Consider the following 22,518-nt stretch of genomic DNA (forward strand, 5'->3'; position numbering starts at 1 on the left):
CCATCGTCGGGACCGCGGGTCTCAAAGAGGAGAACAATGTTCAAGACAACACGTGTCCGCGCACTCGCGGGCCTCGCCCTGGTCGGCGCTCTCGCGTTCAGCGCGACCGCCTGCTCGAGCGGTTCCGGAAGCTCCGACGGCGACGCCGGTTCCGACGGCGAACTCACCACCATCGGCTTCGTGGCCGTCGGTCCCGAAGGCGGATGGCGCACCGCGAACGAGAAGAACATCCAGGACTCGTTCTCGAAGGAGAACGGCTTCGACCTCAAGTACGCACCGGCGACGAACGGCGACCAGAACTCGCAGATCACCGCCTTCACCTCGTTCATCGACGAGGGCGTCGACGCCATCCTGCTGTCCGCCACCGAGGCGACCGGCTGGGAGAGCGTCCTGGAGCGCGCGAAGGAGGCCGAGATCCCCGTGGTCCTGCTGGACCGCGGCATCGAGCCGAACGACACCGAGCTCTACACGAGCCGCATCGCCCCCGACAACGTCGGCATCAGCGCCTCGGCCGCCGAGTGGGCGAACGGTCAGTTCCCCGACGGCGCCAAGTACGTCGTCCTCGAGGGCCCTCCCGGCCTCTCCGTCGTCAACGACCGCAACAAGGGCTGGGACGACACCATCGACCCGAACTTCACCAAGCTCGAGTCGCAGTCGGCCAACTGGTCCACCGAAGAGGCGAAGAGCGTCTTCGAGACCATCCTCAAGGCGAACAACAACGACGTCCAGCTCGTCTTCGCACAGAACGACGAGATGGGCCTCGGCGCTGCACTCGCCGTCGAGGAGGCCGGCCTGAAGCCCGGAACCGACGTCAAGATCATCACGATCGACGGCACCAAGGCGGCGCTCGAAGCACTCGCCGCCGGACGCCTGAGCTTCGTCGCCGAGTACAACCCGCTGTTCGGTGAGACCGCGATCGACATCGTCAAGAAGGCACTCGCCGGCGACAAGGTCGAATCGGACATCGTGGTGCCGAGCGTCACGTTCGACTCCCCGGACGCCGCGACGGCAGCACTGCCCGAACGCGCCTACTGATCCGACCCGGTCGCCCGGCAGCCACTCCCTCGCTGCCGGGCGACCGCCCACCCGCTTCCCGGGGACCAGACTCCCCGGCGACGACGCCGGATCGACCGGCAGAACGACCAGGCAGACATGGCAATCACCGAGCCGATCGTCGAGATGCAGCACATCTCCATCGAGTTCCCAGGCGTCAAAGCCCTGCAAGACGTGGACTTCCGTCTCTTCCCCGGCGAGGTCCACACGCTCATGGGCGAGAACGGCGCCGGCAAGTCGACGCTCATCAAGGCGCTCACCGGTGTGTACAAGATCGACTCCGGTACGATCCTGGTCGCCGGAGGCCCCCGTTCCTTCTCCGGAACGGCGGACGCGCAGAGCGCCGGCATCTCGACCGTCTATCAAGAAGTGAACCTCTGCGACAACCTCACCGTCGGCGAGAACGTGATGCTCGGCCACGAGGTCCGCGGTCCCTTCGGCATCAACTGGCGCCGCACCCACGAAGCTGCACACGAAGCGCTCGTCGGGCTCGGCCTCGGGCACATCGACCCCAAGCAGCCGCTCTCGAGCATCTCGCTCGCGCTGCAACAGCTCGTCGCGATCAGCCGGGCCATGGTCACCAAGTCGAAGGTGCTCATCCTCGACGAGCCGACCTCCAGCCTCGACGCCAACGAGGTGGAGGGCCTCTTCCAGGTCATGCGCCGACTGCGCGACCAGGGCGTCGCGATCCTCTTCGTCTCCCACTTCCTCGACCAGGTCTACGCGATCAGCGACCGACTCACGGTGCTCCGCAACGGTGAGTTCGTCGGGGAGTACCGCACCGCCGACCTCAACCGCACCGAGCTCATCTCCAAGATGATCGGCAAGGACTACGGCGCGCTCGCCGCCCTGGGTTCCAACCGCGGCCGGACCGCCACAGCCGACACCCCGGCGTTCTACAGCGCCAAGGACCTCGGGCGGAAGGGCTCGATCGACCCCGTCGACATCGAGGTCCACGCCGGCGAGGTCGTCGGTCTCGCGGGGCTCCTCGGGTCGGGCCGCACCGAGCTGGGTCGGCTCATCTACGGTGCCGACCGTCCCGACTCCGGCACGGTCACGATCGACGGCACGACCGCCGAGGTCCACACGCCCATGGCCGGCCTGTCGAAGCAGATCGCCTTCTCCACGGAGAACCGACGCGACGAAGGCATCATCGGCGACCTGACCGTGCGGGAGAACCTCATCCTCGCCGTCCAGGCCCGCAGGGGCTGGGCGCGCCCGCTCTCCCGCCGCGAGCAGAACGAGCTCTGCGACAAGTACCTGCTCGAACTCAACGTCCGCCCCTCCGACCCGGAACGACCCATCAAGAACCTCTCCGGTGGTAACCAGCAGAAGGTGCTCCTCGGCCGATGGTTGGCGACGAAGCCGCAGCTCATCGTGCTCGACGAGCCGACCCGCGGCATCGACGTCGGCGCCAAGGCCGAGATCCAGGAGGCGATCGCCGCGCTCGCCGAGGACGGGATGTCCGTCGTGTTCATCTCCTCCGAGCTCGAGGAGGTCGTGCGTTTGAGCGAGCGGATCGTCGTGCTGAAGGACCACCGTAAGATCGGCGAGATCGTCAACGGACCCGAAGTCACCGCAGACACCATAGTCGACCTGATCGCCACCGAAGGGAGCGCCACGTGAGCGCCACCAGTCAGGGGCCGGCCCGTTCCGGTTCCTCCGCACGCGGCGGCCAGGGCTCAGCCCGCGGCGTCGTCAGCACCATCGTCCACCAGCCCTACATCTGGGCGATCGTGACGTTGCTGCTCCTCCTCATCATCAACCTCGTCAAGGACCCCGGCTACCTCGGCGTCTCCGTCAACGGCACGACCGGCAACCTGTCGGGCAACCCCATCGACATCCTGCGTGCGAGCGCCCCGATCATGATGATCGCGGTCGGGATGACGCTCGTGATCGCCACCCGCGGCATCGACCTCTCGGTCGGTTCCGTCATGGCCGTCTCCGGCGCCGTGTCGATGGAGTTCATGAGCAACCAGAGCGGCGGCGACGCCGGTTCGGCCATCGTCGCAGCGCTGCTGGCGCTCGCCGTGAGCGCCTTCCTCGGCACCGTCAACGGAGTGCTCGTCTCGATCGTCGGCCTACAGCCGTTCATCACCACGCTGATCACGATGCTCGCCGGCCGCGGCCTCGCGAAGGTCATCACCTCGGGGCAGAACACCTCCGCCACGAACGAGCCCTTCCGCTGGCTCGCCAACGGCACCGTGTTCGGATTCCCCGTCGTCTTCATCATCGCCGGTGTCATCGTCGCGATCGTCGCCTTCCTCGTCCGGCGCACCGCGCTCGGCCTGATGATCGAGTCCATCGGTATCAACCCGCGCGCCGCCCGGATGGCGGGTATCCGCCCCATCGGCATCCTCATCGCCGTCTACATCGTGAGCGCCGTCCTCGCGGGTGTCGCCGGGATCTTCAGCACCGCCAGCGTCATGACGGTCGAGGTGGCGAAGACCGGGTTGAACGCGGAGATGGACGCCATCCTCGCGGTCGTCATCGGTGGCACCTCGCTCGCCGGCGGCAAGTTCTCCCTCACCGGCAGCGTGATCGGCGCGCTCCTCATCGCGACCCTCGACAAGACGATCGTGTTCCTCTCCATCCCCTCCTCGGCGACGCCGGCGTTCAAGGCCGTCGTGATCGTGATCATCTGCCTCCTCCAGTCACAGCGCGTGAGAGCCCTGTTCGCCCGGCGGAAGTCCCGGACGACGCCCACGGCGTCGGTCCCCACGCGAAAGGAAACGGTGTCAGCATGAGCACCCTCACCGACCGACCGGCGCCCGACGCTCCGGTGCTCCCGCGGCGCTCGCTGCTGTCCCGGCTGACGCCCAACCTCGAGACCCTGCCCACCCTGGCGGCCGTCGTCATCTTCATCGGCATGGTCGTCTACGGCGAGATCGCCTACGGACGGATCGTCCAGGCCAGCACGATCTCGAACCTGCTCATCAACAACGCCTACCTGATCATCCTCGCCGTCGGGCTCACCTTCGTGATCCTCACGGGCGGCGTGGACCTCTCCGTCGGTGCGATCATCGCCATCAGCAGTCTGATCGGGGTGATGCTCGCGAACTCGGGCTGGAACCCGATCGCGGTCATGGTGATCATGATCCTGATCGGCTCCGCGTTCGGCGTGTTCTCGGGCGTGCTCGTGCAGTACTTCAACGTGCAACCGTTCATCGCCACCCTCGCGATGATGTTCCTCGGGCGCGGTCTCGCGTCGATGCTCAGCACCACCCCGGAGCGTCTCGCCGACGACTCGCCGATCCGTTCGCTGTCCACCGAGTGGAAGGTGATCGACGGCCCGAAGATCAACGACCTCATCACCACCCCGAACGTCCTGATCGCTCTGCTCGTCGTCGCCGCGGCGTTCGTGGTGCTCCACAAGACACGCCTCGGCCGGACCGTCTACGCGATCGGCGGCTCGGAGCAGTCGGCGCTGCTCATGGGGCTGCCGGTCGTCCGCACGAAACTCATGGTCTACGTGATCAGCGGCACGCTGGCCGGTCTCGCGGCCGTCGTCTACACCTCGAAGCTCGGCATCGCCCAGAACATCACGGGCGTCGGCTGGGAGCTCGACGCCATCGCCGCGGTCATCATCGGCGGCACGCTGCTGACCGGAGGCGCCGGCTTCGTCCTCGGCTCCGTCGTCGGCGCGCTCGTCCTCGGCCTCATGAACGTGCTCATCACCCGCGACGGCAGCATCCCGCCGGAGGCGACGACCATCATCACCGGCGGCATCCTGCTCGTCTTCGTCCTCCTCCAGCGACTCGTGGTCTCGCGCAAACGCAAGACCTGACGCCCGCACCCCCCCCGCAGCACCACCCGTTCCATCCCGCTCGACAACGACGCCGAACCAGGAGAACCAACCCCCATGAGACAACTGCGCCTCAAAACGGTCGTCGCGACCTCCATCGCGGCCCTGATCCTGCCGCTCGTCGGTGCCTCCGGCGCCGCCGCAGCGGTGTCGCCGGGGACCGCCCCGGCAGCGACCTCCCAGTCCGGCTTCCGAGCCGCCCCCACGGCGCAGGAGGATCTGGACGCCGCCGCGGCGGCGCTCTCGATCGCGAACGTCGACGACGTGCGCGGCAATCTGACTGACCCTGCCGGGAGCCCCCGAGGGGATCGACATCGCCTGGGCGTCGTCGGACACCACCGTGATCACCACCGACGGTGTCGTGACGCGGCCCGCCACGGACACCACCGTCACCCTGACCGCCACGCTGAGCCAGGGCGAGGCGACCGCGACGCGCGAGTTCACGGCGACCGTCCGCGCCGCGATCGCGGCCCCCGACTACGAGGGCTATGCGTTCGCCTACTTCACCGGCAACTCGCTCGCCGGCGAGAACATCTACTTCGCCGCCAGTGAGGGCAACAACGCGCTCGACTGGAACGAACTCAACGCCGGACGCCCGGTCCTCACCTCGGACGAGGGGACGAAGGGGCTGCGCGACCCGTTCCTCATCCGCTCTCCCGAGGGCGACACCTTCTACCTCATCGCCACCGACCTCTCGATCGGCAGTGGCACGTCCTGGGGTGACTCGGTCCGGAAGGGCAGCCACTACCTCGAGGTGTGGGAGTCACACGACCTCGTGACCTGGTCCGACCAGCGGCACATCGAGGTCGCACCGGAGAACGCCGGCAACACCTGGGCGCCTGAGGCGTACTACGACGACACCATCGGCGCGTACGTGGTCTTCTGGGCTTCGTCGCTCTACGGCGCCGACGACCCGGACCACACCGGGAACAGCTACCACCGCATGATGTACGCGACCACCCGCGACTTCACGACGTTCAGCGAGCCGCAGGTCTGGCAGGACCAGGGTGTCTCGCGGATCGACTCGACGGTGATCAAGTCGAGCGACACCTACTACCGCTTCACCAAGGACGAGGGCGCCGGTGGCACCGGGTGCGCCGACATCATCCAGGAGTCCTCGACGGACCTGCGGGCCACGCTCGAGTCCTGGACGGTGCTCGACACTTGCATCGGTCGCGATGCCGGCACCAGTGCGGTCGAGGGGCCGACGGCGTTCGCCGCCAATCCTGGCGACGTCAACGGTGACAAGTTCTACCTCTTCGTCGACGAGTACGGCGGACGCGGCTACATCCCGCTCGAGACCGAGGACATCGCGAACCCGGACTGGCAGGTCGCGAAGGACTACGACCTGCCCGCGAGCCCGCGCCACGGTACCGTGCTCCCGGTCACGGCCGCAGAGCTGCAGCTGCTCGAGGACAGCCTCGGCGGAGCACCCGAGCCGGTGCCCGCGAACGAGGACGGCGAGATCGTCCGGTACGACTTCGCCGGCTCCGCGGGCTCGACGCTCAACGACGTGTCCGGCAACGGCCTCGACGCGACGGTCGAAGGCGGCGCGAGCTTCTCCGACGGTGCGCTGCAGCTGGACGGCGGCGACGACTACGTCAAGCTGCCGGACGACCTGCTCGCCGGCGTGAAGGACGTCACGGTGGAGGCGGAGGTCTGGATCGACCCGACACAGGCCAACCCGTACTTCATCTACGGGCTCGGCAACACCACCGGTGGCGCCGGCGACGGCTACCTGTTCAGCACCGGCAACGCGTATCGGACGAGCCTCGCGACCGGCAACTGGAGCACAGAGCAGACGGTGTCGCAGGGCAAGGACCTGACGCGCGGTCGCTGGGCGAAACTGACGTACACGTTGCAGGGCACCACGGCCACGATCTACCTCGACGGCATCGCCGTCGGCACCGGGACCGTGACGTCCGATCCGGGCGACATCGGCGGCGGGTGGACGAGCGCCAACTACCTGGGCCGTTCGAACTACGACGCCGACAACCGCTTGAAGGGTGCGTTCCGAGAGTTCGCGATCTACAGCCGCGCGCTCTCGGCGGACGAGGTGCTCGCCGGCTCCGGGAACACCGCTGCGCTGACCGACATCGGCCTCGAGGAGGACGTGCTGAAGACCGCCCCGATCGTCGACGACGACCACCACGAGGTCGTCTTCCCGGTGCGACCGGGAACGGACCGCACCGCCTTGAGCCCGACGTTCACGACCGCGGCCGGTGTCACGGCGAGCCCCGCCTCGGGGACCGCCGTCGACCTCAGCAGCCCGGTGTCCGTGACGTTGACGCCGACCTCCGGTGAGGCCGTGACGTGGACGATGCGGGCGGTCGAGATGAAGAGCCCGGTCATCCCCGGTCTCTACGCCGACCCGAACGTCTTCGTCTGGGGCGACACCTATTACATCTATGCGACCACCGACGGCTTCGCCGGTTGGGGTGGCAAGGAGTTCTTCGTCTGGTCGTCGAAGGACCTCGTCGACTGGGAGCGCTCGGCGGAGCCGATCCTCACGCTCGACGGCGCGAACGGGAACGTGCCGTGGGCGACCGGCAACGCCTGGGCGCCGACGATCGGGGAGAAGGACGGGAAGTTCTTCTTCTACTTCAGCGGCCACAACCCCTCGGTCGACCGGAAGACCATCGGTGTCGCCGTCGCGGACAGCCCGGCCGGTCCGTTCACAGCCCAGCCGAACGCGATGATCCTCAACGACGAAGCGGTGACCTCGGGACAGGCGATCGACCCGGCCACGTTCACCGACCCGGTGACGGGGAAGAGCTACCTGTTCTGGGGCAACGGCTCGCCGGTGTACGCCGAGCTGTCGGACGACATGCTGTCGATCAAGGCCGACACGCTCAAGCGCATCGACGGCCTGACCGACTTCCGAGAGGGGGCCTTCGTCAACTACCGGGACGGGATCTACCACCTGACGTACTCGATCGACGACACCGGTTCGGAGAACTACCGGGTCGGGTACGCGACGGCGACGAGTGTGGACGGCCCGTGGACGTACCGCGGTGTGATCCTGCAGAAGCAGCCCGAACTCGGCATCCTCGCCACCGGTCACAGCTCGATCCTCAACGTGCCGGGCACCGACGACTGGTACATCGTCTACCACCGGTTCGCCATCCCGGGTGGTGACGGCCAGCACCGCGAGACGACGATCGACCGGCTGACGTTCGACCCGGAGACGGGCCTCATGAACCCGGTCGTCCCGACCCTCGAGAGCGTCGGCCCGCAGCGGATCGCGGTGCCCGGTGCCGAGGGCACGCTGACGATCGACCAGCCGTCGGTGCGGGTGGGTGAGTCGATCTCGGTGTCCGGGTCCGGCTTCGCCGCGGGGGAGCAGGTTCGGTTCACGCTGTTCTCCACCCCGACCGACCTCGGGACCGTCGTCGCGGACGCTTCGGGTGCGTTCGTTGCGACGCTCACCGTGCCCGCTACGGTGGTGCCGGGTGCACACACCTTGCAGGCGCTGGGTGCGGACTCCGGCATCACGGCCGAGGCGGCGCTGACCGTCCTGGCTGCGGATGCCGCGGCTCCCGGCGCTGCGGGCTCCGGTCCTGGTGCGCTGTCGACCACCGGTGTCTCGGTCGTCGGATTCCTGGGTCTGGCCGGGCTGTTCCTCGCAGCCGGCGCGTGGCTGGTCGTCCGTCGCCGACGCGTCGCCGCCTAGCCCGCGCCGACACGGCATCGATCCCGTCCGGGGTGACCATCGTCACCTCGGGCGGGATCGTTGCTGATCAGCGGCGGGCTTCGAGGAGTGACACGAACTCGTCCGCCATCGCGAGCTGCTGTTGTAGCTTGGCGCGGCGCTCGGCCGCGTCGGTGACGAAGCCGTCGAGGATCGCGCGGGTGTCGTCGTCGGGTGCCGTGTCCATGGCGTCGATCACCCGGAGGAGCTCGGCCATCTCCTCAAGCGAGAAGCCGAGCGGTTTCATGCGCCGGATGAGGATGAGGCGGTCGTAGTCGTCCTGCGTGTACAAGCGGAATCCGCCCTCGGTGCGCGCGGAGGCCGAGACTAGACCGACGTCGTCGTAGTGCCGCAGCGTGCGGAGCGAGAGTCCGGTGCGCTCGGCGAGTTCGCCGATGTGCATGGTGGTCGGTTCGCTCGTCACGGTCGCCTCACTTCAAATCAACCCTTACGTTAGGGTAGAGTTATGGATGGCGGCCGATCGGGCCGCATCTCCCCACCATTCTCCCGCGCGTGACGTCCCCGCGCGGTCGGTGGCGTGCGCACCGCAGCGCCGGACCCAGACATTCCCATCCGGTCCTCGCGCTGAGGACCCCGACTCCGACAGGAGCACTCATGGCCACTGGCCTCAAACCCGCCGCACCGGACGCCACCGTCCTCTCCGCCCTCCGCAGCCCCCGCATCCTCACCAGGGAGGTGCTGGCGGGCCTCGTCGTCGCCATGGCGCTCATCCCGGAGGCGATCTCCTTCTCGATCATCGCGGGCGTCGACCCGCAGGTGGGGCTGTTCTCCTCGTTCGTCATGGCCGTGGCGATCGCCTTCCTCGGCGGCCGCCCGGCGATGATCACGGCGGCCACGGGGGCGATCGCCCTGGTCATCGCCCCGGTCGCCCGCGAACACGGCCTCGACTACTTCATCGCCACGGTCATCCTCGGCGGTGTCTTCCAGGTGGTCCTCGGCCTCCTCGGCGTCGCGAAGCTCATGCGCTTCATCCCACGCAGCGTCATGGTCGGGTTCGTCAACTCCCTGGCGATCCTGATCTTCACCGCCCAGCTCCCGAACCTCATCGGCGTGCCGTGGCTCGTGTACCCGCTCGTCGCGGTCGGCATCGTGGTCATGGTCGTCATGCCCCGCCTCACGAGTGTCGTGCCGGCCCCGCTCGTCGCGATCGTGCTCATCACCGCGGCGACCGTGGTCACCGGACTGAACGTGCCGACGGTCGGCGACCAGGGCGAACTGCCGCGCAGCCTCCCGACCCTGTTCATCCCCAACGTGCCGTTCACCCTGGAGACGTTCACGATCATCGCCCCGTATGCGGCCGCGATGGCGTTGGTCGGGCTCCTCGAGTCGCTCATGACGGCCAAACTCGTCGACGACGTCACCGACACCCCGTCGGGCAAGACCCGTGAGTCGCTGGGCCAGGGGATCGCGAACGTGCTTTCCGGGTTCTTCGGCGGCATGGGTGGCTGCGCGATGATCGGCCAGACCATGATCAACGTGAAGGCCTCTGGCGCGCGGACGCGGATCTCGACCTTCCTCGCCGGGGTGTTCCTGCTGGTCCTGGTCGTCGCGCTGGGCGACGTGGTCGCGGTGATCCCCATGGCCGCCCTCGTCGCGGTGATGATCATGGTGTCCGTCGCGACCTTCGACTGGCACAGCATCAACCCGAGGACCCTGCGCGCCATGCCCCTCGGCGAGACCGTCGTCATGGTGGCCACGGTCGTCGTGGTGGTCCTGACGCACAATCTCGCGATCGGCGTCGTGGTCGGTGTGATCGCCGCGATGGTCGTGTTCGCGAGGCGGGTCGCCCACCTCGCCACCGTCGAACGCACGGTCGATCTGTCGGTCGCGACGCCCACCGCCCGGTACACCGTCACCGGAGAGCTGTTCTTCGCGTCCAGTAACGACCTGACGACCCAGTTCGCCTACGCCGACGACCCGGAGCGGATCGTCATCGACCTCTCGCAGTCGCACGTCTGGGACGCGTCGACCGTCGCCGCCCTCGACGCGATCACCACGAAGTACGAGCGTCGCGGGAAGCGGGTCGTCATCGAGGGGATGAACGACGCGAGTACGCGGATCCACAGCCGGCTGGCCGGCAAGCTGACCGGCGGTCACTGACCGCCGGCCGTTCGGGCGCCTGTGTCCGGCTCAGTCGAGCGGGACGCCGAAGTCGCCCGCGATGCCGGCGAGACCGGTGGTGTACCCCTGGCCGACGGCGCGGAACTTCCACTCGCCGTTGTGGCGGTAGATCTCCGCGAAGAGCATCGCCGTCTCCTGCGAAGCGTCCTCGGTGAGGTCGTAGCGGACGATCTCCTGCTGGTCCTGGTCGAGGACCCGGCAGAAGGCGTCGCGGACCTGGCCGAAGTTCTGGCGGCGGTTGTCGGCGTCGTGGATGGAGACCGCGATGACGATGCGGGCGACGTCGGGCTCCACCGTGCGGAGGTCGATCGTGATCTGTTCGTCGTCGCCGTCACCCTCGCCGGTGCGGTTGTCGCCCAGGTGGACGACGGAGCCGTCGGGGGTCGACATCTGGTTGTAGAAGATGAAGTCGGCGGAGGAGCGGATCTTGCCGTTCTCGGCGACGAGGATCGCGGAGGCGTCGAGGTCGAACGCGACGCCGACGGTCGTGCGCGGGTCCCACCCGAGACCGACGGTGGCGATCGTCAGACCGGGGCTGGTCTTCGTGAGCGAGAGGTTGCTGCCTTTGGAGAGGCTGAGGCCTGCCATGGGTGTGTTCCTTCGAGAGTGCTCGGTGATGTTCGAACCTCCATCCTGCCTTGTTCCGGCTGAGTTTGGAGTGGGTTGTGGAGGATCGACCAGCCACCCCACGGCCGGAGCGGCGGTCAGGCGCCGTCCGCTCCGGGGGAGCCGGCCGCCGTGACCTCGTCGAGCGGCACTTCCTCACGGGCGACCGCAGCGGCGACGTCACCGAGCCGCCGCTGGCGGGTGCGTGCGTACTGCCGGATCATCCCGAAGGCCGTGTCCATGTCGACTCCCGCCGCACGGGCCAGATACCCCTTCGCCTGTTCGATGGCGATCCGGCTGTCGAGTGCGCGCTGGAGTTGCTCGGCGGCGAGCGTCGCGTTCTCGATCGTGCGTTGCTGGAGGAGGCTGATCGTCGCGACATCGGCCAGCGCCTGGGCGGCGCGGGCGTCGGCGCCGTTGAGGGCGCCCTCGGTCTCGCGGAACAGGTTCAGTGACCCGACGGTCGTGTCGCGGAGCCGCATGGGGATCGCGTGGACGCCCGCGTATCCGCGTTCCTTCGAGGCCTCCGCGAACCTCGGCCAGTGTTCCTGGAGCTCCTCGGCGCTCTCCGCGGTGACCAGTCGGCCGGTCGTCACCGCTGCGATGCACGGCCCCTCGCCGGCGTTGAGTTGGAGGAGACCGATGAACTCGCTCCGCTCGCTCGTGGACGCGACGACCTGCAGGACGTCGTCGCGGTCTGCCAGGTGGATGGCCCCGGCGGCGGCGTCGAACAATTCGACCGCCCGGTCGACCAGCGTCTGCAGCACGTCGACGACGTCGTAGTCGGCGACGAGGCTGTCGGTGAGGGTCACGAATGTCTCGATGAGCCGTGCTTCGCGCGTGTCGTCCATGGGCGTGTTCGTCCTCATCTGTTGATCAACGGATCAACCGTAACCGAGGCCGGAGGTCGTCCATGACCGCCGGTGGTCGAGACCCGCTCGTGCGGATTTGCACCGGGTCGCGAGACCGTTCTACGCTGAACGAGCGCTGCCCCAGACCCCGGTTGCCGGATTGTCCGTCCTTTCTGATGATGCCCAGGAGCCTCATGAGCACGCACCCCGTCGGCCTTCTTCTCGCGCGCCGTCGGCGACCTTCGTGGTCGACGAGACCGCCCGTCCCACCGGCGCAGCGCGTCCGATGACGGTCGAACGCAGCAGCGGGTTCCGGAAGACCGGACCCAGCGGGAGAACGCGGGCTGGCGGCACCTCGAGCTACTCCGCGATCCTCGCCGAGGTGAAGTCGGCCGGTCTGCTCCGACGGCGCTACGGCTTCTACTGGACGCTGTTCGCCGTCCTGGTGCTGGCCACCGCCGGCTGCTGGGTCGCCTTCGCGTTCCTCGGTGACTCCTGGCTGCAGTTGTTGGTCGCGGCGGCGCTGGGCGTGCTGTTCACACAGTTCGCCTTCCTGTCCCACGAGGCCGCGCATCGGCAGGTGTTCGAGTCCCGTGCGTGGAACGACTGGGCGGGCCGCTTCCTCGGAACCTTCCTGGTCGGACTGAGCTACTCGTGGTGGATGAACAAGCACACCCGTCACCACGGCAACCCGAACACGGTGGGCAAGGACCCCGACATCGAACCCGACACGATCCGCTTCCTGCCGGAGGACGTCGACGCCGTGCGGAACCGGGCGGCGAGGATCTTCTACCGTCACCAGGGTTGGTTGTTCTTCCCCCTCCTCACCCTCGAAGGCCTCAACCTGCACTGGCTCGCGATCCGCTCCGTCGTGAGCGGGGTCGGGACGCGGGCCGGCGTGCGCGACCGGGTGATCGAGGGCGTGATGCTCGTCGCACGCTTCGGGATCATCCTCACGGTCGTGTTCTGGTTCCTGCCGTTCGGTATGGCGTGCGCGTTCCTCGGTGTGCAGCTCGCGGTGTTCGGCGTCATGATGGGTGCCTCCTTCGCCCCGAACCACAAGGGGATGCCGACGATCGCCAATGACGCGAACGTCGACTTCTTCTCCCGGCAGGTCCTGACGTCGCGGAACGTGGCCGGCGGATGGTGGGTGTCGTTCCTCATGGGCGGCCTGAACTACCAGGTCGAGCACCACCTGTTCCCCTCGATGCCGCGCCCCGCGCTCAAAGAGGCTCGACGGCTCGTCCGCGACCACTGCGCCGCACTCGACGTCCCCTACACGGAGACCACCTTGCTACGCTCCTACGGGATCGTCGTCCGCTACCTCAACCGCGTCGGTCTCGGGGCCCGAGACCCGTTCGCGTGTCCGCTCGTCGCCGAGCTCCGCATCCACTGAGCCACCATCACCACTCCCATCACCCCACGGAATCAGGAACCCAAGTCATGCAGATCATCATCGTGCTCCTCGTCATCTGGGCGATCCTCTCCATCGTCGGCTTCGCGCTGAAGGGCCTGCTGTGGCTCGGGATCATCGGCATCGTCCTCATCATCGGCACGATCGTCTTCGGTGCCATCCGGCGCGCAGCCAGCAATCGCTAACTCGCAGTCGGAAGCCGCCCGGTCGGTTCGGGTACGCTCTGCCAGATGCGGAATCTGGACTGGGACGGCCTGCGCAACCTCAGGGATCTCGGCGGCCTGCCGACACCGCTGTCGTCCACCGGCCTGACAGCGTTCGGGCGGATCGCGCGGGGTCCCCGACGCGAGCTCCTCACCGCTGCAGGGTGGGACGCCGCGATGCGATGGGGGCTGCGGTCCGTGGTCGACCTCCGCAGCGCCGATGAGACCGGAGCGCGCGAAACCGACCCGGGTGTCCGGCCACCAGCCGAGCTGGTGATGACGCTCGCGCCGACCGAGGATCAGACCCATCCGGAGTTCCGCGAGGTGTGTCTTCCGATCCTCGACTCCCCGGAGTACTGGCAGCACAACGTGCGCATCCTGCCGGAGCTCGTCCGCGGTGCGCTGAAGGCGGTCGCCTCATCCGACCCCGGGGTCCTGGTGCACTGCGCAGCCGGCCGAGACCGCACCGGCATGATCAGCGCGCTGCTCCTCGCAAACGCCGGCGTCCCCGATGACGCCATCGTCGACGACTACGCGGCATCGGTCCGTGCCATGGCCGGGACGGCGCCCCACGGCGGCCCGACCCACGACCGCCAGGCCTCCTGGACCTCGGAGCAGGTCGACGTCTTCCTCGACGAGGTGGCGCCCCACGTGCGAGCCTTCGTCGCCGATGCGGACGGTGTCTTCGACACCCTGGGAGTTGACGAAGCATCCCGACAGAGGCTGCGTCAGCTCCTGCTGCCTTGACTGTGCGCGGCCGGCACGTTCGGAGCCGTCCAGCGTGCTGCGAGCAATCGCTAGCCCACAGGTGTCCTCAAAGTCGTACGAGTTTCGGGACGAGAAGTTGGTACACTTGCGCCATGTCGATCTCTTCCGCGATGCCCATCCAGCCGGTGCTGCCCACGTCTGAAGCGCGTACCGAGTTGCCGAACGCGTTGCGCAGGTTCCGCTCCGAGGGTGTGATGGCGCAGCCCATGGTGTTCGGCGGTCACCGTCGTGCCGAGGGCGTCGTCATCCCGTTCGAGCTCTACACGGAGTTGCTGCCTGTGATCGAAGACATCGAGATCGCACACTTGGTGCGCGAGCGCGCTGCCGTTGGTGGGTCGGGGTCCCTGGCTGATGTCGCTCTCGGTCTCGGCCTCGATCCTGACGTCTACCGCTGATGGCGGCGTCCCTCAAGCTGACTGCTCTTCTCCCGGGCTTTCAGCAAGACATCGACGCGCTCCCGGACCTCGCCACGAAGAAGATGGCGCTGGACATGCTCGTCCTCGTCCGGGACGGGAAGATCGCGGGCGTGAAGCTCGACTCGCGGGTCGGCACCGGGGACCTGGGTGATTGTCGCAAGCTCTACTTCGACCCGGACGGATCCGGAAAGCCGAGGTACCGACTCGTCTACCGCTACACGCCGGATGAGATCCACGCCGTCGCAGTCGAGGCTGTCGCCGTCGGGCGGCGTGCGAACCTCGACGCCTATCAGCGGGCCATCGTCAATCTCGGCCGGTGAAGGCCGAACTGCGGCGCGGGTGAGGAGCTGCCGGTTCGCCATCGCCTCTTTGGAGACGGCTCCACAGTGGCGGGGACGGCACCCCACAGCGGCCCGACCCACGACCGCCAGGCGTCGTGGACGTCGGAGCAGGTCGACGCCTTCCTCGACGAGGTGACCCCGCACGTGCGGGCGTTCGTCGCCGATGCGGACGGGGTCTTCGAAACAGTCGGCGTCGACGAGGCGGCCCGGAGGGAATTGCGTCTGCTGTTGCTGCCGTGACGGGCGATGCCCGGCTTCTCGCGGGAGAATGAGCCATGCAGACGCGCTCAAAGATCCTCAAGCGGCTCGGTCTCGCCCAGCAGAGCTCCACGATCGTGAAGCTGAACCGGGTGTCCGCCCCGGACGAGACCCTCGATGGGTTCGTCGTCGCCATCGGTCACAAGTGGGTGCTCGTCGCACCGATAGCCACAGGAGGGTTCTTCGACGGCTACACGGTCATCCGCGTCCGCGAGATCGCCAGAGTCCGGTTCGATCGATCGTTCCAACGCCGCTTCTCCGAAACTCGACCCGAGTGGCCCGTGAACCCTCCGCCCGGTCGGCCGACGCCCGATCTGGACTCGACCCGCGGCATGTTGCGGTCGTTCCTCGCGGAGGGAGTCCTCTGCGCGCTCGAACGCCGGAACAAACCCGACCTCCTGTGGGTCGGTGTGCCCGCCGAACTGAGACGTCGCTGGTTGTATCTGCTCGAGGTTCGATCTGATGCGACGTGGCACGCCGGCCCGTTGGGCTATCGACTCCGGACCATCACCCTCGTCCGCACGGGTGATCAGTACTTGCGTGCGCTGGCCGCCGTGGCTGGGCCCGCGCCCGTCGAAGACGGCTCGTCCTGGTGGTCTCCTCCCGAGCAGGGGTGACCGGACCGGACGAGAGTGATCGGACGGTCCTCACAAGGGCGGTTCCCGGTCCGCGCCGAGACACGCGCGCCGGCCCGCCTCACGGCTCGTCGTCCCAGGGGACCGGCGTCGTCGTGCCCGACTGCACGTCGCTGCGGAGGATCGCGTAGGCGACCGAGGCGAGCGGACGTCCGCCGTCGACGGGCCAGCCCTCGCGGTAGTGGGCCTCCTTCACCCAGCCGGCCCGACGGAAGGCACGACGCATGGCGACGTTGTCCTCGCGGGTCTGCCCTTCGAGCTTGCGGACCGACGGGAACCGCCCGAACACCTCGTTGACGATGACCGGCAGCACCGCTGTTCCGATCCCGCGCCCTCGTGCGTTTTCGGCGAGCCGCAGGTCGATCAACGGTGCGTCGTCCTCCAGGTCCTCGAAGGTGACGACTCCCACCACCTCGCCGTCTGCGAGCACCCAGCATCCGAAGGCGCCGGGCCCGTCGAGGACGCCGGCCACCAGGCGTGCGCGTACATCCTCAGCTGTCGGTCGCGGCCGCACGTGGAAGGGGAACTCGTGAGTGCTCAAGAACTCGACGAACGCGTCGTCGTCCCGAGGGCGCTCGATGGGTTGCAGGCTCAGCTGTGACATCCGCCCAGTATCGCAAGGACGCCACGGCGAGCTTGCGCAGGATGGCCGAGACGTGGACGCTCGCCCTCTTCGCGCTGAGGAACCGGCGCTCATCGATCTGACGAAGGTGACGCCGCACGTGCGAGCCTTCGTCGCCGACGGCTACGGGGTCTACCGCGGTAGCGCTGCGAACCGCTCCGTCTTGTCCGTCGGTCCGAGGACCAGGAGGCGCTGGCCGGCGGTGAGGATCGTGTCGCCGGTCGCATAGGTCCACCGGTCGTCGTGCCGGACGGCGACGACGGTCACGCTGAACCGGTCGCGGATGCGCGCTGCGGTCAAGGTCTGCCCGACGACCTCGGCCGGTGCGGTCGTCTTGGCCATGACGAAATCCTTCTCGACGGCCAGGAAGTCGAGCATCCCGCCGCCGCGGACGAGGTGCGCCACGCGACGCCCCATGTCGGACTCCGGGTAGACGACGTGCTCGACCCCGATCTGCTCGAGGATCAGGCCGTGCTGCTCGCTGACGGCCTTCGCCCAGATGCTCGTGGTGCCGCGGCGCTTCAGGAGCGACGCGGTCAGGATGCTCGCCTGCAGGTCGGTGCCGATGGCGATCACGACCCGGTCGAACTCGTCGATGCCGAGCTGGTCGAACACGCCGTCACGGGTGGTGTCGGCACGCACCACGTGGGTGAGGACGCCGTTCAGCGACTGGACGATGTCCTCGTCGGTGTCGATCCCGAGGACCTCGGTGCCCGATTCGACGAGCTCGGTGGCGAGGGCGCGCCCGAACCGTCCGAGGCCGATGACGACGACGGACTCGACGCCGCGCTGACGCTTGTTGCTGAACGGTCTAGCCAATGATCGGACGCTCCTTCGGGAGTTCATACAGACGGGTCTCGGTCCGAAGCGCGAGCGCGGAACCGAGGGCGATGGGGCCGATGCGGCCGACGAACATGAGGACCACCAGGATCAGCTGCGCGGCGACCGGGAGAGAGGCGGTGATGCCGGTGGAGAGTCCGACCGTCGCGTAGGCGGAGATGACCTCGAACAGGACGCGGTCGAGGCTGTAGTCGGTCATCAGCATGATCGCGGCCGTTGCGCCGACGACGAGGCCGACGGACAGGAGCGCGACGGTGATGGCCTCCCGGTGCGTCGACCGTGGGAGACGCTTGCCGAACATGTTCACCGCCGCACCGCCGCGCAGCTCGGTCACGATGATGAAGAACAGCACCGCGAAGGTGGTGATCTTGAGTCCGCCGGCGGTGCTCGCCGGGCCACCGCCGATGAACATGAGGATGTCGGTGACGAGCCACGTGACCGGGTGCATCTGACTGACGTCGAGGTTGTTGAACCCGGCGGTGCGGGGGAGGACGCCGGCGGTGAACCCCGCCAGCAGCCGGTCGGCCGGAGCGAGCGCACCGAGCGTCGCCGGGTTCGACCACTCCAACGCGGTGATGAACCCGCAACCGAGGACGAGCAGGATCACGGTGCCGACGACGACGGTCATCGTGTTCAGCGTCCACCGCGAGGGCGTTCGGAACCGCCGTCGGAGTTCCAGGATCACGCCGAATCCGAGCCCGCCCAGGATGACCGCCCCGCAGATGGTCAGCGAGATCCACGGGTCGGTCGCGTACCCCATGATGCTGTCGCTGAACAGGGCGAAGCCGGCGTTGTTGAAGGCCGACACCGCGTGGAACACCCCGTACCAGATCGCATCGCCCGGTGCCCAGTTGTAGCCGATCATCCAGCGCAGGGCGAGGATGATCGCGCAGAGGGCCTCGACGCCGAGCGCGATGAGGATGACGCCGCGCAGGACCCGGCGCACGTCGCCGATCGCCAACGTGTGGGTCTCACTGACCGCGGTGAGCCGCGTCCGCAGACCGAGCCGCCGGGCGACGAGTAGACCGAGAAGTGTCGCGAACGACATCACCCCGATGCCGCCGATCTGGATGAGCGCGAGGATGACGGCATGCCCGAACGGCGTCCAGAACACCGGGGTGTCGACGATGATGTGGCCGGTGACGCAGATGGCGCTCGTCGCGGTGAACAGCGCCTCGATGAGGTTCGCGCCGCCCGGGCCGGTCTTCGAGATGGGAAGCATCAGGAGCAGGGTGCCGACGAGGGTCGCAGCCCCGAACGCGATCGAGATGACCTGGACGGGACGCGCGGCGGCGAGTTGCCCACGGCGGCGGGCTCTGCCGCCGGCCGACCTCGATCCGTCTCTCGCCACCCGAGAACCATAGCGGCCAGTGCGGCTCGTCGGTGATGCGGACCGATGTCGCGCGTGCTCCGGATGACGATGCGGTCATCAGTACAGATGTTTGGGGCGCGCGCATATCCACAGAGCGCAACGGGCCACACGACGCCCGGCTCCGTGATTACGCTGATGCCCGACAGGACCCTTTCGCCCTGTCAGGGTTCCCGGCCGGCTTCCCCTCGATTCCGGCCGGGACCCACTTCACCGCCAGGCAGACGTCAGGGTCGGTCGGCGTGTCTGGCGCTCGCCGCGAGCAATCCGCTCGCTCCGGCGACCATCGCGGCCTCGGTCCGGGTCGCCACTCCGAGCTTCCGCAGGATGGCCGAGACGTGGACGCTCGCGGTCTTCGCGCTGATGAACAGGCGCTCGCCGATCTGTCGGTTGCTCAGGCCTTCCGCGATGAGCTGCAGCACCTGGCGCTCCCGGGCGGTCAACTCGATGGAGCCGCTCGTGCCGCGCGCTCGGGGGCGGCCGTCGAGGTTCAGCGACGCTCGCTCCGCCAACACCCGCGCACCGTCGAGCACGAGGCCGGCACCGAGCGTCGTCGCCTCGGCGACCGCGACGACGAGCGTGTCCTGTGCGCCGGGGCGATCACCGGCGGCCACGCGCGCCTCAGCCAGCCGGAGCGCCGTGTAGGGCGCGAGCGCGGCCGGTGCGAACGGACGCTCGGCCATCGCGCGAGCCGCCTCCCACACACCGACGTCGTCACCGGTGCCGTCCGGCCCGCCGAGTTCGGCGTCGACCAGCGCGCTCCACAGCGGCGCGGTCGGCCAGAACCGCTCCTCGGCGAGCAGCGCCCGCCAGCGTTCCTCCAGTTGCCCGAGCTGATCGTCGTCGACGCCGGCAAAGGGGCCGGACGCCACGTCGAGCGTGCCGGTGGCCAGCGCGACACGGACCCGAGCCAGGACGCGGGCCGCGTCCGCCAGCGCCGGCAGGTCGTACGCCGGCATCGGGCGGTGGTCCGTTGCATCGAACACGCCGACCCCCGCCGGCGACCAGGCCCCGGCGAGGTCGCCGGCCGCCAAACCGACCTGCATCACAACACGGGCGACGCCGAACCTCGTCTGCACCTCCAGGCCGGACAGGGAGAGCATTCCCTTCCGCCACCGGCGGTACATGGTCGCCGCGCTCTCGGTGTCGCCTCGCCAGAGGGTGAGCAGGATCAGCGACTGGCGGAGGTACACCGAGAACGCGAGCGGCGGCTGCAGCGCCAGGGCCCGATGCACACGCTCCTCCGCTTCGTCCCAGCGTCCGAGCGCCACCAGCGGGTCGACCGCGTTCGACGACAGGATGAGGCCCGAGCTGCGCTCGACACCCAGCTCCTTCGCCCGTGCGACGCCTTCCAATGCCGACGCGAGCGCCTCCTCGTACGAGCCGAGCAGGTTCGCCATGTCGGACGCGTTCACCCGGTACCGGAGCAGGGCGCTGCCGTCGCCGTCCGCCAGCGTCTCAGCGGTCGCGAGCATCCTGCTGCCGCTCTCCAGGTCACCGTGGTGGATGCGCGCGATCCCACCGATGTTCGCGGCGACCGAGGCGTTCCGCGCGGAACCGGTGCGGACGGCCTCCCGAGCGGCCTCGTCGGCGTACTCGATCGCCCGCTCCAGCCGCCCGATGATCATGTGCCGCGCGCCGAGACTCGTCAGCAGCACACCACGCAGATCGCCGGGGGTGCCCGGCGGGACCCGGTCGAGCGCTTGTTCGAGGAGGTCCACCGAGCCTGGTCGCCCGAGGTTGGCGAGGTAGAAGGCCTTGTCGCGGAGGAGCTTGGCCTGGTCGAGGTCGTCGCGGTCCTCGGGCGTCGCGAGCACCTCGTCGACCATGGCGATCGCCCGGTCCGTCCAGCCGGCGTTCCGCAAGGCGCTCGCCGTCCGTCGCATGAGTTCCGAACGCGAGCGGCCGACGAGTGCCGCGGCATCGGGGACCTGGTCCCAGATCTCCAGGAGACGCTCGCCGAGCTGCGACTCCGTGCTGTACGCGTATGCAGCGTGAGCCTGCTCCATGGCGCGCACGGTCGCGGGGAAGGCCCGTCCGAAGTCGCGGGCGAGCATCCAGTGGTGCGACACCGCCGCAGCGACCGGCTCACCACCGACGCCTGCCTCCAGCGCCTCGGCGAACCCCGCGTGGAACCGGCTCCGTTCGCCGGGCAGCAGATCGTCGTGGATCGCCTCCCGGACCAGTGCGTGTCGGAACTCGTACGTGGTCGCGTCCGCGACGAGGACGTTCGATCCGATCGCCTCCCGCACGCCGATGTCGAGAGCGTCGGGGCCGCCCGTGAACACCCGCTCCAGGAGGGCGTGCTCGACGCAGACGCCACCGGCCGAGATCACGCGCAGCAGCTGTTGGGTCGCGGGCGCGAGGCGCTCGTAGCGCGCGAGCAGCAGTTCGCGGAGCGTGTCCGGGAGCTCGTCGCCCTCGCCGTCGCGGTCCTGGTCGAGACCGAGCAACTCCTCGACGAAGAACGGGACGCCCTCGCTCCGCGCGTACACGCTGTCGATCGAGACCGTGTCGAGCGACGTGCCACGGATGGCGATCGCCTGGCGGAGCACGTCGCTGCGGCTCAACCGTTCGAGACTGTGCCGCTCGACGCGCCTCGTGCGGTCGAGCTCGGCGAGGAACCCGCGCAACGGGTGTCCGCGGGAGACGTCCTCGCTCCGGAACGTGAGCAAGATCATCACGCGATCGCAGGTGAGGGCACGGACGAGGAACGCGAGCAGGCTGAGCGTCGCGCCGTCGGCCCAGTGGACGTCCTCGACGACGACCACGACCGGCCGGTCGCGGGAGAGCGCCTCGAACAGCACGGCGACGGTCTCGTGGAGCCGCCCGACGCCGCCCTCCCGCTGATCCCCCGCGTCGGGACCGAGTGTCGGCAGCAGCGTCGCGAGGGAGGCCTTGCCCGGGCCCGCAGCCTCCAGCGCCGCGTCGCGTCCGCGCTGCGCGACGAGGTCCTTCATGAGGCCGAGGACCGGTGCGTAGGGTGCGGCGACGTCACCGAGGTCCACGCACTGGCCCGTGATGACGAGCGCCGACGACCGGACCGACCGCGTGAACTCGGTGAGCAGGCGCGTCTTGCCGATACCGGCCTCGCCGCTCAGGACCACACTGCGTGACTCGCCGGCGGCGACGGCGTCGAACACGGCCTGCAGCGCGCTGAGGTCGGAGGCGCGCCCGATCATCGTCGGGCTGGTGGTGGGCAGGCTCACCACTCCATGGTCCCACCCTCGTCACCATCGGCCGCGGCCTCCGTGAGTCGCCCCTGCTCCTCGAGTCGTCGTTCCCGGCGGCGACGCTCCCGCTCGAGATCCCGCTGGAGTTCCTGCTCGATGAACCGTCTCGTTTCGACGGATGTGAACGGGCTGTGACTGGCGCTCGTGATCAACATGGTTCCTCCGCTGCGCACGGTGCTGGTGTCCGTGCTCGACCACTCACGTTCCTCGCTGAGGCCCGATGCCTACCTCGGGCATCTGCCCTAGTTCCGTCGGAAGCGCGTCGCTGTGG

21 protein-coding genes are annotated in these 22,518 nt (G+C 68.6%); 13 read left to right on the plus strand and 8 right to left on the minus strand.

What is annotated here, in order from left to right; all coding sequences use genetic code 11:
- Nucleotides 1-36: 36 nt before the first annotated feature.
- The 5 genes from IFR14_RS03345 (at nucleotide 37) to IFR14_RS03365 (ending at nucleotide 8,531) form a co-directional block, all read left to right on the plus strand.
- Nucleotides 37-1,035, plus strand: coding sequence for an ABC transporter substrate-binding protein (locus tag IFR14_RS03345; protein WP_086472835.1), 999 nt, complete (start codon nucleotides 37-39; stop codon nucleotides 1,033-1,035).
- Between the two features lie 117 nt (nucleotides 1,036-1,152).
- Entirely contained in the window at nucleotides 1,153-2,679 is a 1,527-nt protein-coding gene (locus IFR14_RS03350; RefSeq protein WP_079704714.1) for a sugar ABC transporter ATP-binding protein, read from the plus strand.
- Nucleotides 2,676-3,800 (plus strand): ABC transporter permease, encoded by a 1,125-nt coding sequence (locus tag IFR14_RS03355; protein ID WP_124768368.1) that lies wholly within the window; start codon nucleotides 2,676-2,678, stop codon nucleotides 3,798-3,800. Before IFR14_RS03350 ends, IFR14_RS03355 begins: the two co-directional genes overlap by 4 nt.
- Entirely contained in the window at nucleotides 3,797-4,840 is a 1,044-nt protein-coding gene (locus IFR14_RS03360; RefSeq protein WP_079704715.1) for an ABC transporter permease, read from the plus strand. Before IFR14_RS03355 ends, IFR14_RS03360 begins: the two co-directional genes overlap by 4 nt.
- 358 nt (nucleotides 4,841-5,198) lie before the next feature.
- Nucleotides 5,199-8,531 carry a family 43 glycosylhydrolase gene (locus IFR14_RS03365; protein ID WP_342365635.1) on the plus strand — a complete coding sequence of 1,111 codons (3,333 nt, stop codon included), beginning with the start codon at nucleotides 5,199-5,201 and terminating at the stop codon, nucleotides 8,529-8,531.
- 67 nt (nucleotides 8,532-8,598) lie between these two features.
- On the opposite strand, the gene IFR14_RS03370 is transcribed toward IFR14_RS03365, so the two are convergent.
- The gene (locus tag IFR14_RS03370) at nucleotides 8,599-8,952 is read right to left on the minus strand and encodes a MerR family transcriptional regulator (RefSeq protein WP_191941225.1); all 354 of its coding nucleotides are present in this window, start codon (nucleotides 8,950-8,952) and stop codon (nucleotides 8,599-8,601) included.
- A 212-nt stretch (nucleotides 8,953-9,164) separates the two neighbouring features.
- On the opposite strand from IFR14_RS03370, the gene IFR14_RS03375 reads away from it, so the two are divergent.
- Nucleotides 9,165-10,670, plus strand: a complete 1,506-nt coding sequence (locus tag IFR14_RS03375) for a SulP family inorganic anion transporter (protein WP_124768370.1) — start codon at nucleotides 9,165-9,167, stop codon at nucleotides 10,668-10,670.
- A 30-nt stretch (nucleotides 10,671-10,700) separates the two neighbouring features.
- Here the strand turns inward: IFR14_RS03375 and IFR14_RS03380 are convergent, their stop codons facing one another.
- Entirely contained in the window at nucleotides 10,701-11,279 is a 579-nt protein-coding gene (locus IFR14_RS03380) for a TerD family protein (RefSeq protein WP_079704718.1), read from the minus strand.
- 116 nt (nucleotides 11,280-11,395) lie between these two features.
- The gene (locus IFR14_RS03385; RefSeq protein WP_191940227.1) at nucleotides 11,396-12,148 is read right to left on the minus strand and encodes a GAF and ANTAR domain-containing protein; all 753 of its coding nucleotides are present in this window, start codon (nucleotides 12,146-12,148) and stop codon (nucleotides 11,396-11,398) included.
- Nucleotides 12,149-12,434: 286 nt separating this feature from the next.
- Here IFR14_RS03385 and IFR14_RS03390 point away from each other — a divergent pair, with 286 nt between their 5' ends.
- The 7 genes from IFR14_RS03390 (at nucleotide 12,435) to IFR14_RS03420 (ending at nucleotide 16,165) form a co-directional block, all read left to right on the plus strand.
- A complete protein-coding gene (locus IFR14_RS03390; RefSeq protein ID WP_191941226.1) occupies nucleotides 12,435-13,544 on the plus strand; it encodes an acyl-CoA desaturase in 1,110 nt (369 codons plus the stop codon).
- Nucleotides 13,545-13,591: 47 nt separating this feature from the next.
- A complete protein-coding gene (locus IFR14_RS03395) occupies nucleotides 13,592-13,747 on the plus strand; it encodes a hypothetical protein (protein WP_191940228.1) in 156 nt (51 codons plus the stop codon).
- Nucleotides 13,748-13,792: 45 nt separating this feature from the next.
- Nucleotides 13,793-14,512, plus strand: coding sequence for a tyrosine-protein phosphatase (locus tag IFR14_RS03400; protein ID WP_191940229.1), 720 nt, complete (start codon nucleotides 13,793-13,795; stop codon nucleotides 14,510-14,512).
- A 113-nt stretch (nucleotides 14,513-14,625) separates the two neighbouring features.
- Nucleotides 14,626-14,928 (plus strand): hypothetical protein, encoded by a 303-nt coding sequence (locus tag IFR14_RS03405; protein WP_191940230.1) that lies wholly within the window; start codon nucleotides 14,626-14,628, stop codon nucleotides 14,926-14,928.
- A complete protein-coding gene (locus IFR14_RS03410; RefSeq protein ID WP_228501453.1) occupies nucleotides 14,928-15,269 on the plus strand; it encodes a hypothetical protein in 342 nt (113 codons plus the stop codon). Before IFR14_RS03405 ends, IFR14_RS03410 begins: the two co-directional genes overlap by 1 nt.
- A 66-nt stretch (nucleotides 15,270-15,335) precedes the next feature.
- Nucleotides 15,336-15,530, plus strand: coding sequence for a hypothetical protein (locus tag IFR14_RS03415; protein WP_191940231.1), 195 nt, complete (start codon nucleotides 15,336-15,338; stop codon nucleotides 15,528-15,530).
- A gap of 35 nt (nucleotides 15,531-15,565) precedes the next feature.
- Nucleotides 15,566-16,165 carry a hypothetical protein gene (locus IFR14_RS03420; protein WP_191940232.1) on the plus strand — a complete coding sequence of 200 codons (600 nt, stop codon included), beginning with the start codon at nucleotides 15,566-15,568 and terminating at the stop codon, nucleotides 16,163-16,165.
- A gap of 79 nt (nucleotides 16,166-16,244) precedes the next feature.
- Here the strand turns inward: IFR14_RS03420 and IFR14_RS03425 are convergent, their stop codons facing one another.
- The 5 genes from IFR14_RS03425 to IFR14_RS03445 all read right to left on the minus strand — a co-directional run bounded on the left by IFR14_RS03425 (nucleotide 16,245) and on the right by IFR14_RS03445 (nucleotide 22,402).
- Nucleotides 16,245-16,787, minus strand: coding sequence for a GNAT family N-acetyltransferase (locus IFR14_RS03425; RefSeq protein WP_191940233.1), 543 nt, complete (start codon nucleotides 16,785-16,787; stop codon nucleotides 16,245-16,247).
- A 150-nt stretch (nucleotides 16,788-16,937) separates the two neighbouring features.
- Complete coding sequence (locus tag IFR14_RS03430) at nucleotides 16,938-17,624, minus strand: potassium channel family protein (protein WP_229939781.1); 687 nt, start codon at nucleotides 17,622-17,624, stop codon at nucleotides 16,938-16,940.
- Entirely contained in the window at nucleotides 17,617-18,996 is a 1,380-nt protein-coding gene (locus tag IFR14_RS03435; protein WP_191940235.1) for a TrkH family potassium uptake protein, read from the minus strand. The genes IFR14_RS03430 and IFR14_RS03435 overlap by 8 nt, the downstream gene beginning before the upstream one ends.
- A gap of 245 nt (nucleotides 18,997-19,241) precedes the next feature.
- Entirely contained in the window at nucleotides 19,242-22,223 is a 2,982-nt protein-coding gene (locus tag IFR14_RS21120; RefSeq protein WP_191940236.1) for an AAA family ATPase, read from the minus strand.
- Nucleotides 22,220-22,402, minus strand: a complete 183-nt coding sequence (locus tag IFR14_RS03445; RefSeq protein ID WP_191940237.1) for a hypothetical protein — start codon at nucleotides 22,400-22,402, stop codon at nucleotides 22,220-22,222. Before IFR14_RS03445 ends, IFR14_RS21120 begins: the two co-directional genes overlap by 4 nt.
- Between the last annotated feature and the right edge of the window lie 116 nt (nucleotides 22,403-22,518).

The organism is Plantibacter sp. CFBP 8775, assembly GCF_014839505.1.
Classification (GTDB): Bacteria; Actinomycetota; Actinomycetes; order Actinomycetales; family Microbacteriaceae; genus Plantibacter; species Plantibacter auratus.

Bases quoted from the DNA above. Each gene is read 5' to 3' on its own strand.
- IFR14_RS03345 (WP_086472835.1), top strand. From the start codon at position 37: ATGTTCAAGACAACACGTGTCCGCGCACTCGCGGGCCTCGCCCTGGTC.
- IFR14_RS03350 (WP_079704714.1), top strand. From the start codon at position 1,153: ATGGCAATCACCGAGCCGATCGTCGAGATGCAGCACATCTCCATCGAG.
- IFR14_RS03360 (WP_079704715.1), top strand. From the start codon at position 3,797: ATGAGCACCCTCACCGACCGACCGGCGCCCGACGCTCCGGTGCTCCCG.
- IFR14_RS03370 (WP_191941225.1), bottom strand. From the start codon at position 8,952: ATGCACATCGGCGAACTCGCCGAGCGCACCGGACTCTCGCTCCGCACG.
- IFR14_RS03375 (WP_124768370.1), top strand. From the start codon at position 9,165: ATGGCCACTGGCCTCAAACCCGCCGCACCGGACGCCACCGTCCTCTCC.
- IFR14_RS03380 (WP_079704718.1), bottom strand. From the start codon at position 11,279: ATGGCAGGCCTCAGCCTCTCCAAAGGCAGCAACCTCTCGCTCACGAAG.
- IFR14_RS03385 (WP_191940227.1), bottom strand. From the start codon at position 12,148: ATGGACGACACGCGCGAAGCACGGCTCATCGAGACATTCGTGACCCTC.
- IFR14_RS03390 (WP_191941226.1), top strand. From the start codon at position 12,435: ATGACGGTCGAACGCAGCAGCGGGTTCCGGAAGACCGGACCCAGCGGG.
- IFR14_RS03395 (WP_191940228.1), top strand. From the start codon at position 13,592: ATGCAGATCATCATCGTGCTCCTCGTCATCTGGGCGATCCTCTCCATC.
- IFR14_RS03400 (WP_191940229.1), top strand. From the start codon at position 13,793: ATGCGGAATCTGGACTGGGACGGCCTGCGCAACCTCAGGGATCTCGGC.
- IFR14_RS03405 (WP_191940230.1), top strand. From the start codon at position 14,626: ATGTCGATCTCTTCCGCGATGCCCATCCAGCCGGTGCTGCCCACGTCT.
- IFR14_RS03410 (WP_228501453.1), top strand. From the start codon at position 14,928: ATGGCGGCGTCCCTCAAGCTGACTGCTCTTCTCCCGGGCTTTCAGCAA.
- IFR14_RS03420 (WP_191940232.1), top strand. From the start codon at position 15,566: ATGCAGACGCGCTCAAAGATCCTCAAGCGGCTCGGTCTCGCCCAGCAG.
- IFR14_RS03425 (WP_191940233.1), bottom strand. From the start codon at position 16,787: ATGTCACAGCTGAGCCTGCAACCCATCGAGCGCCCTCGGGACGACGAC.
- IFR14_RS03445 (WP_191940237.1), bottom strand. From the start codon at position 22,402: ATGTTGATCACGAGCGCCAGTCACAGCCCGTTCACATCCGTCGAAACG.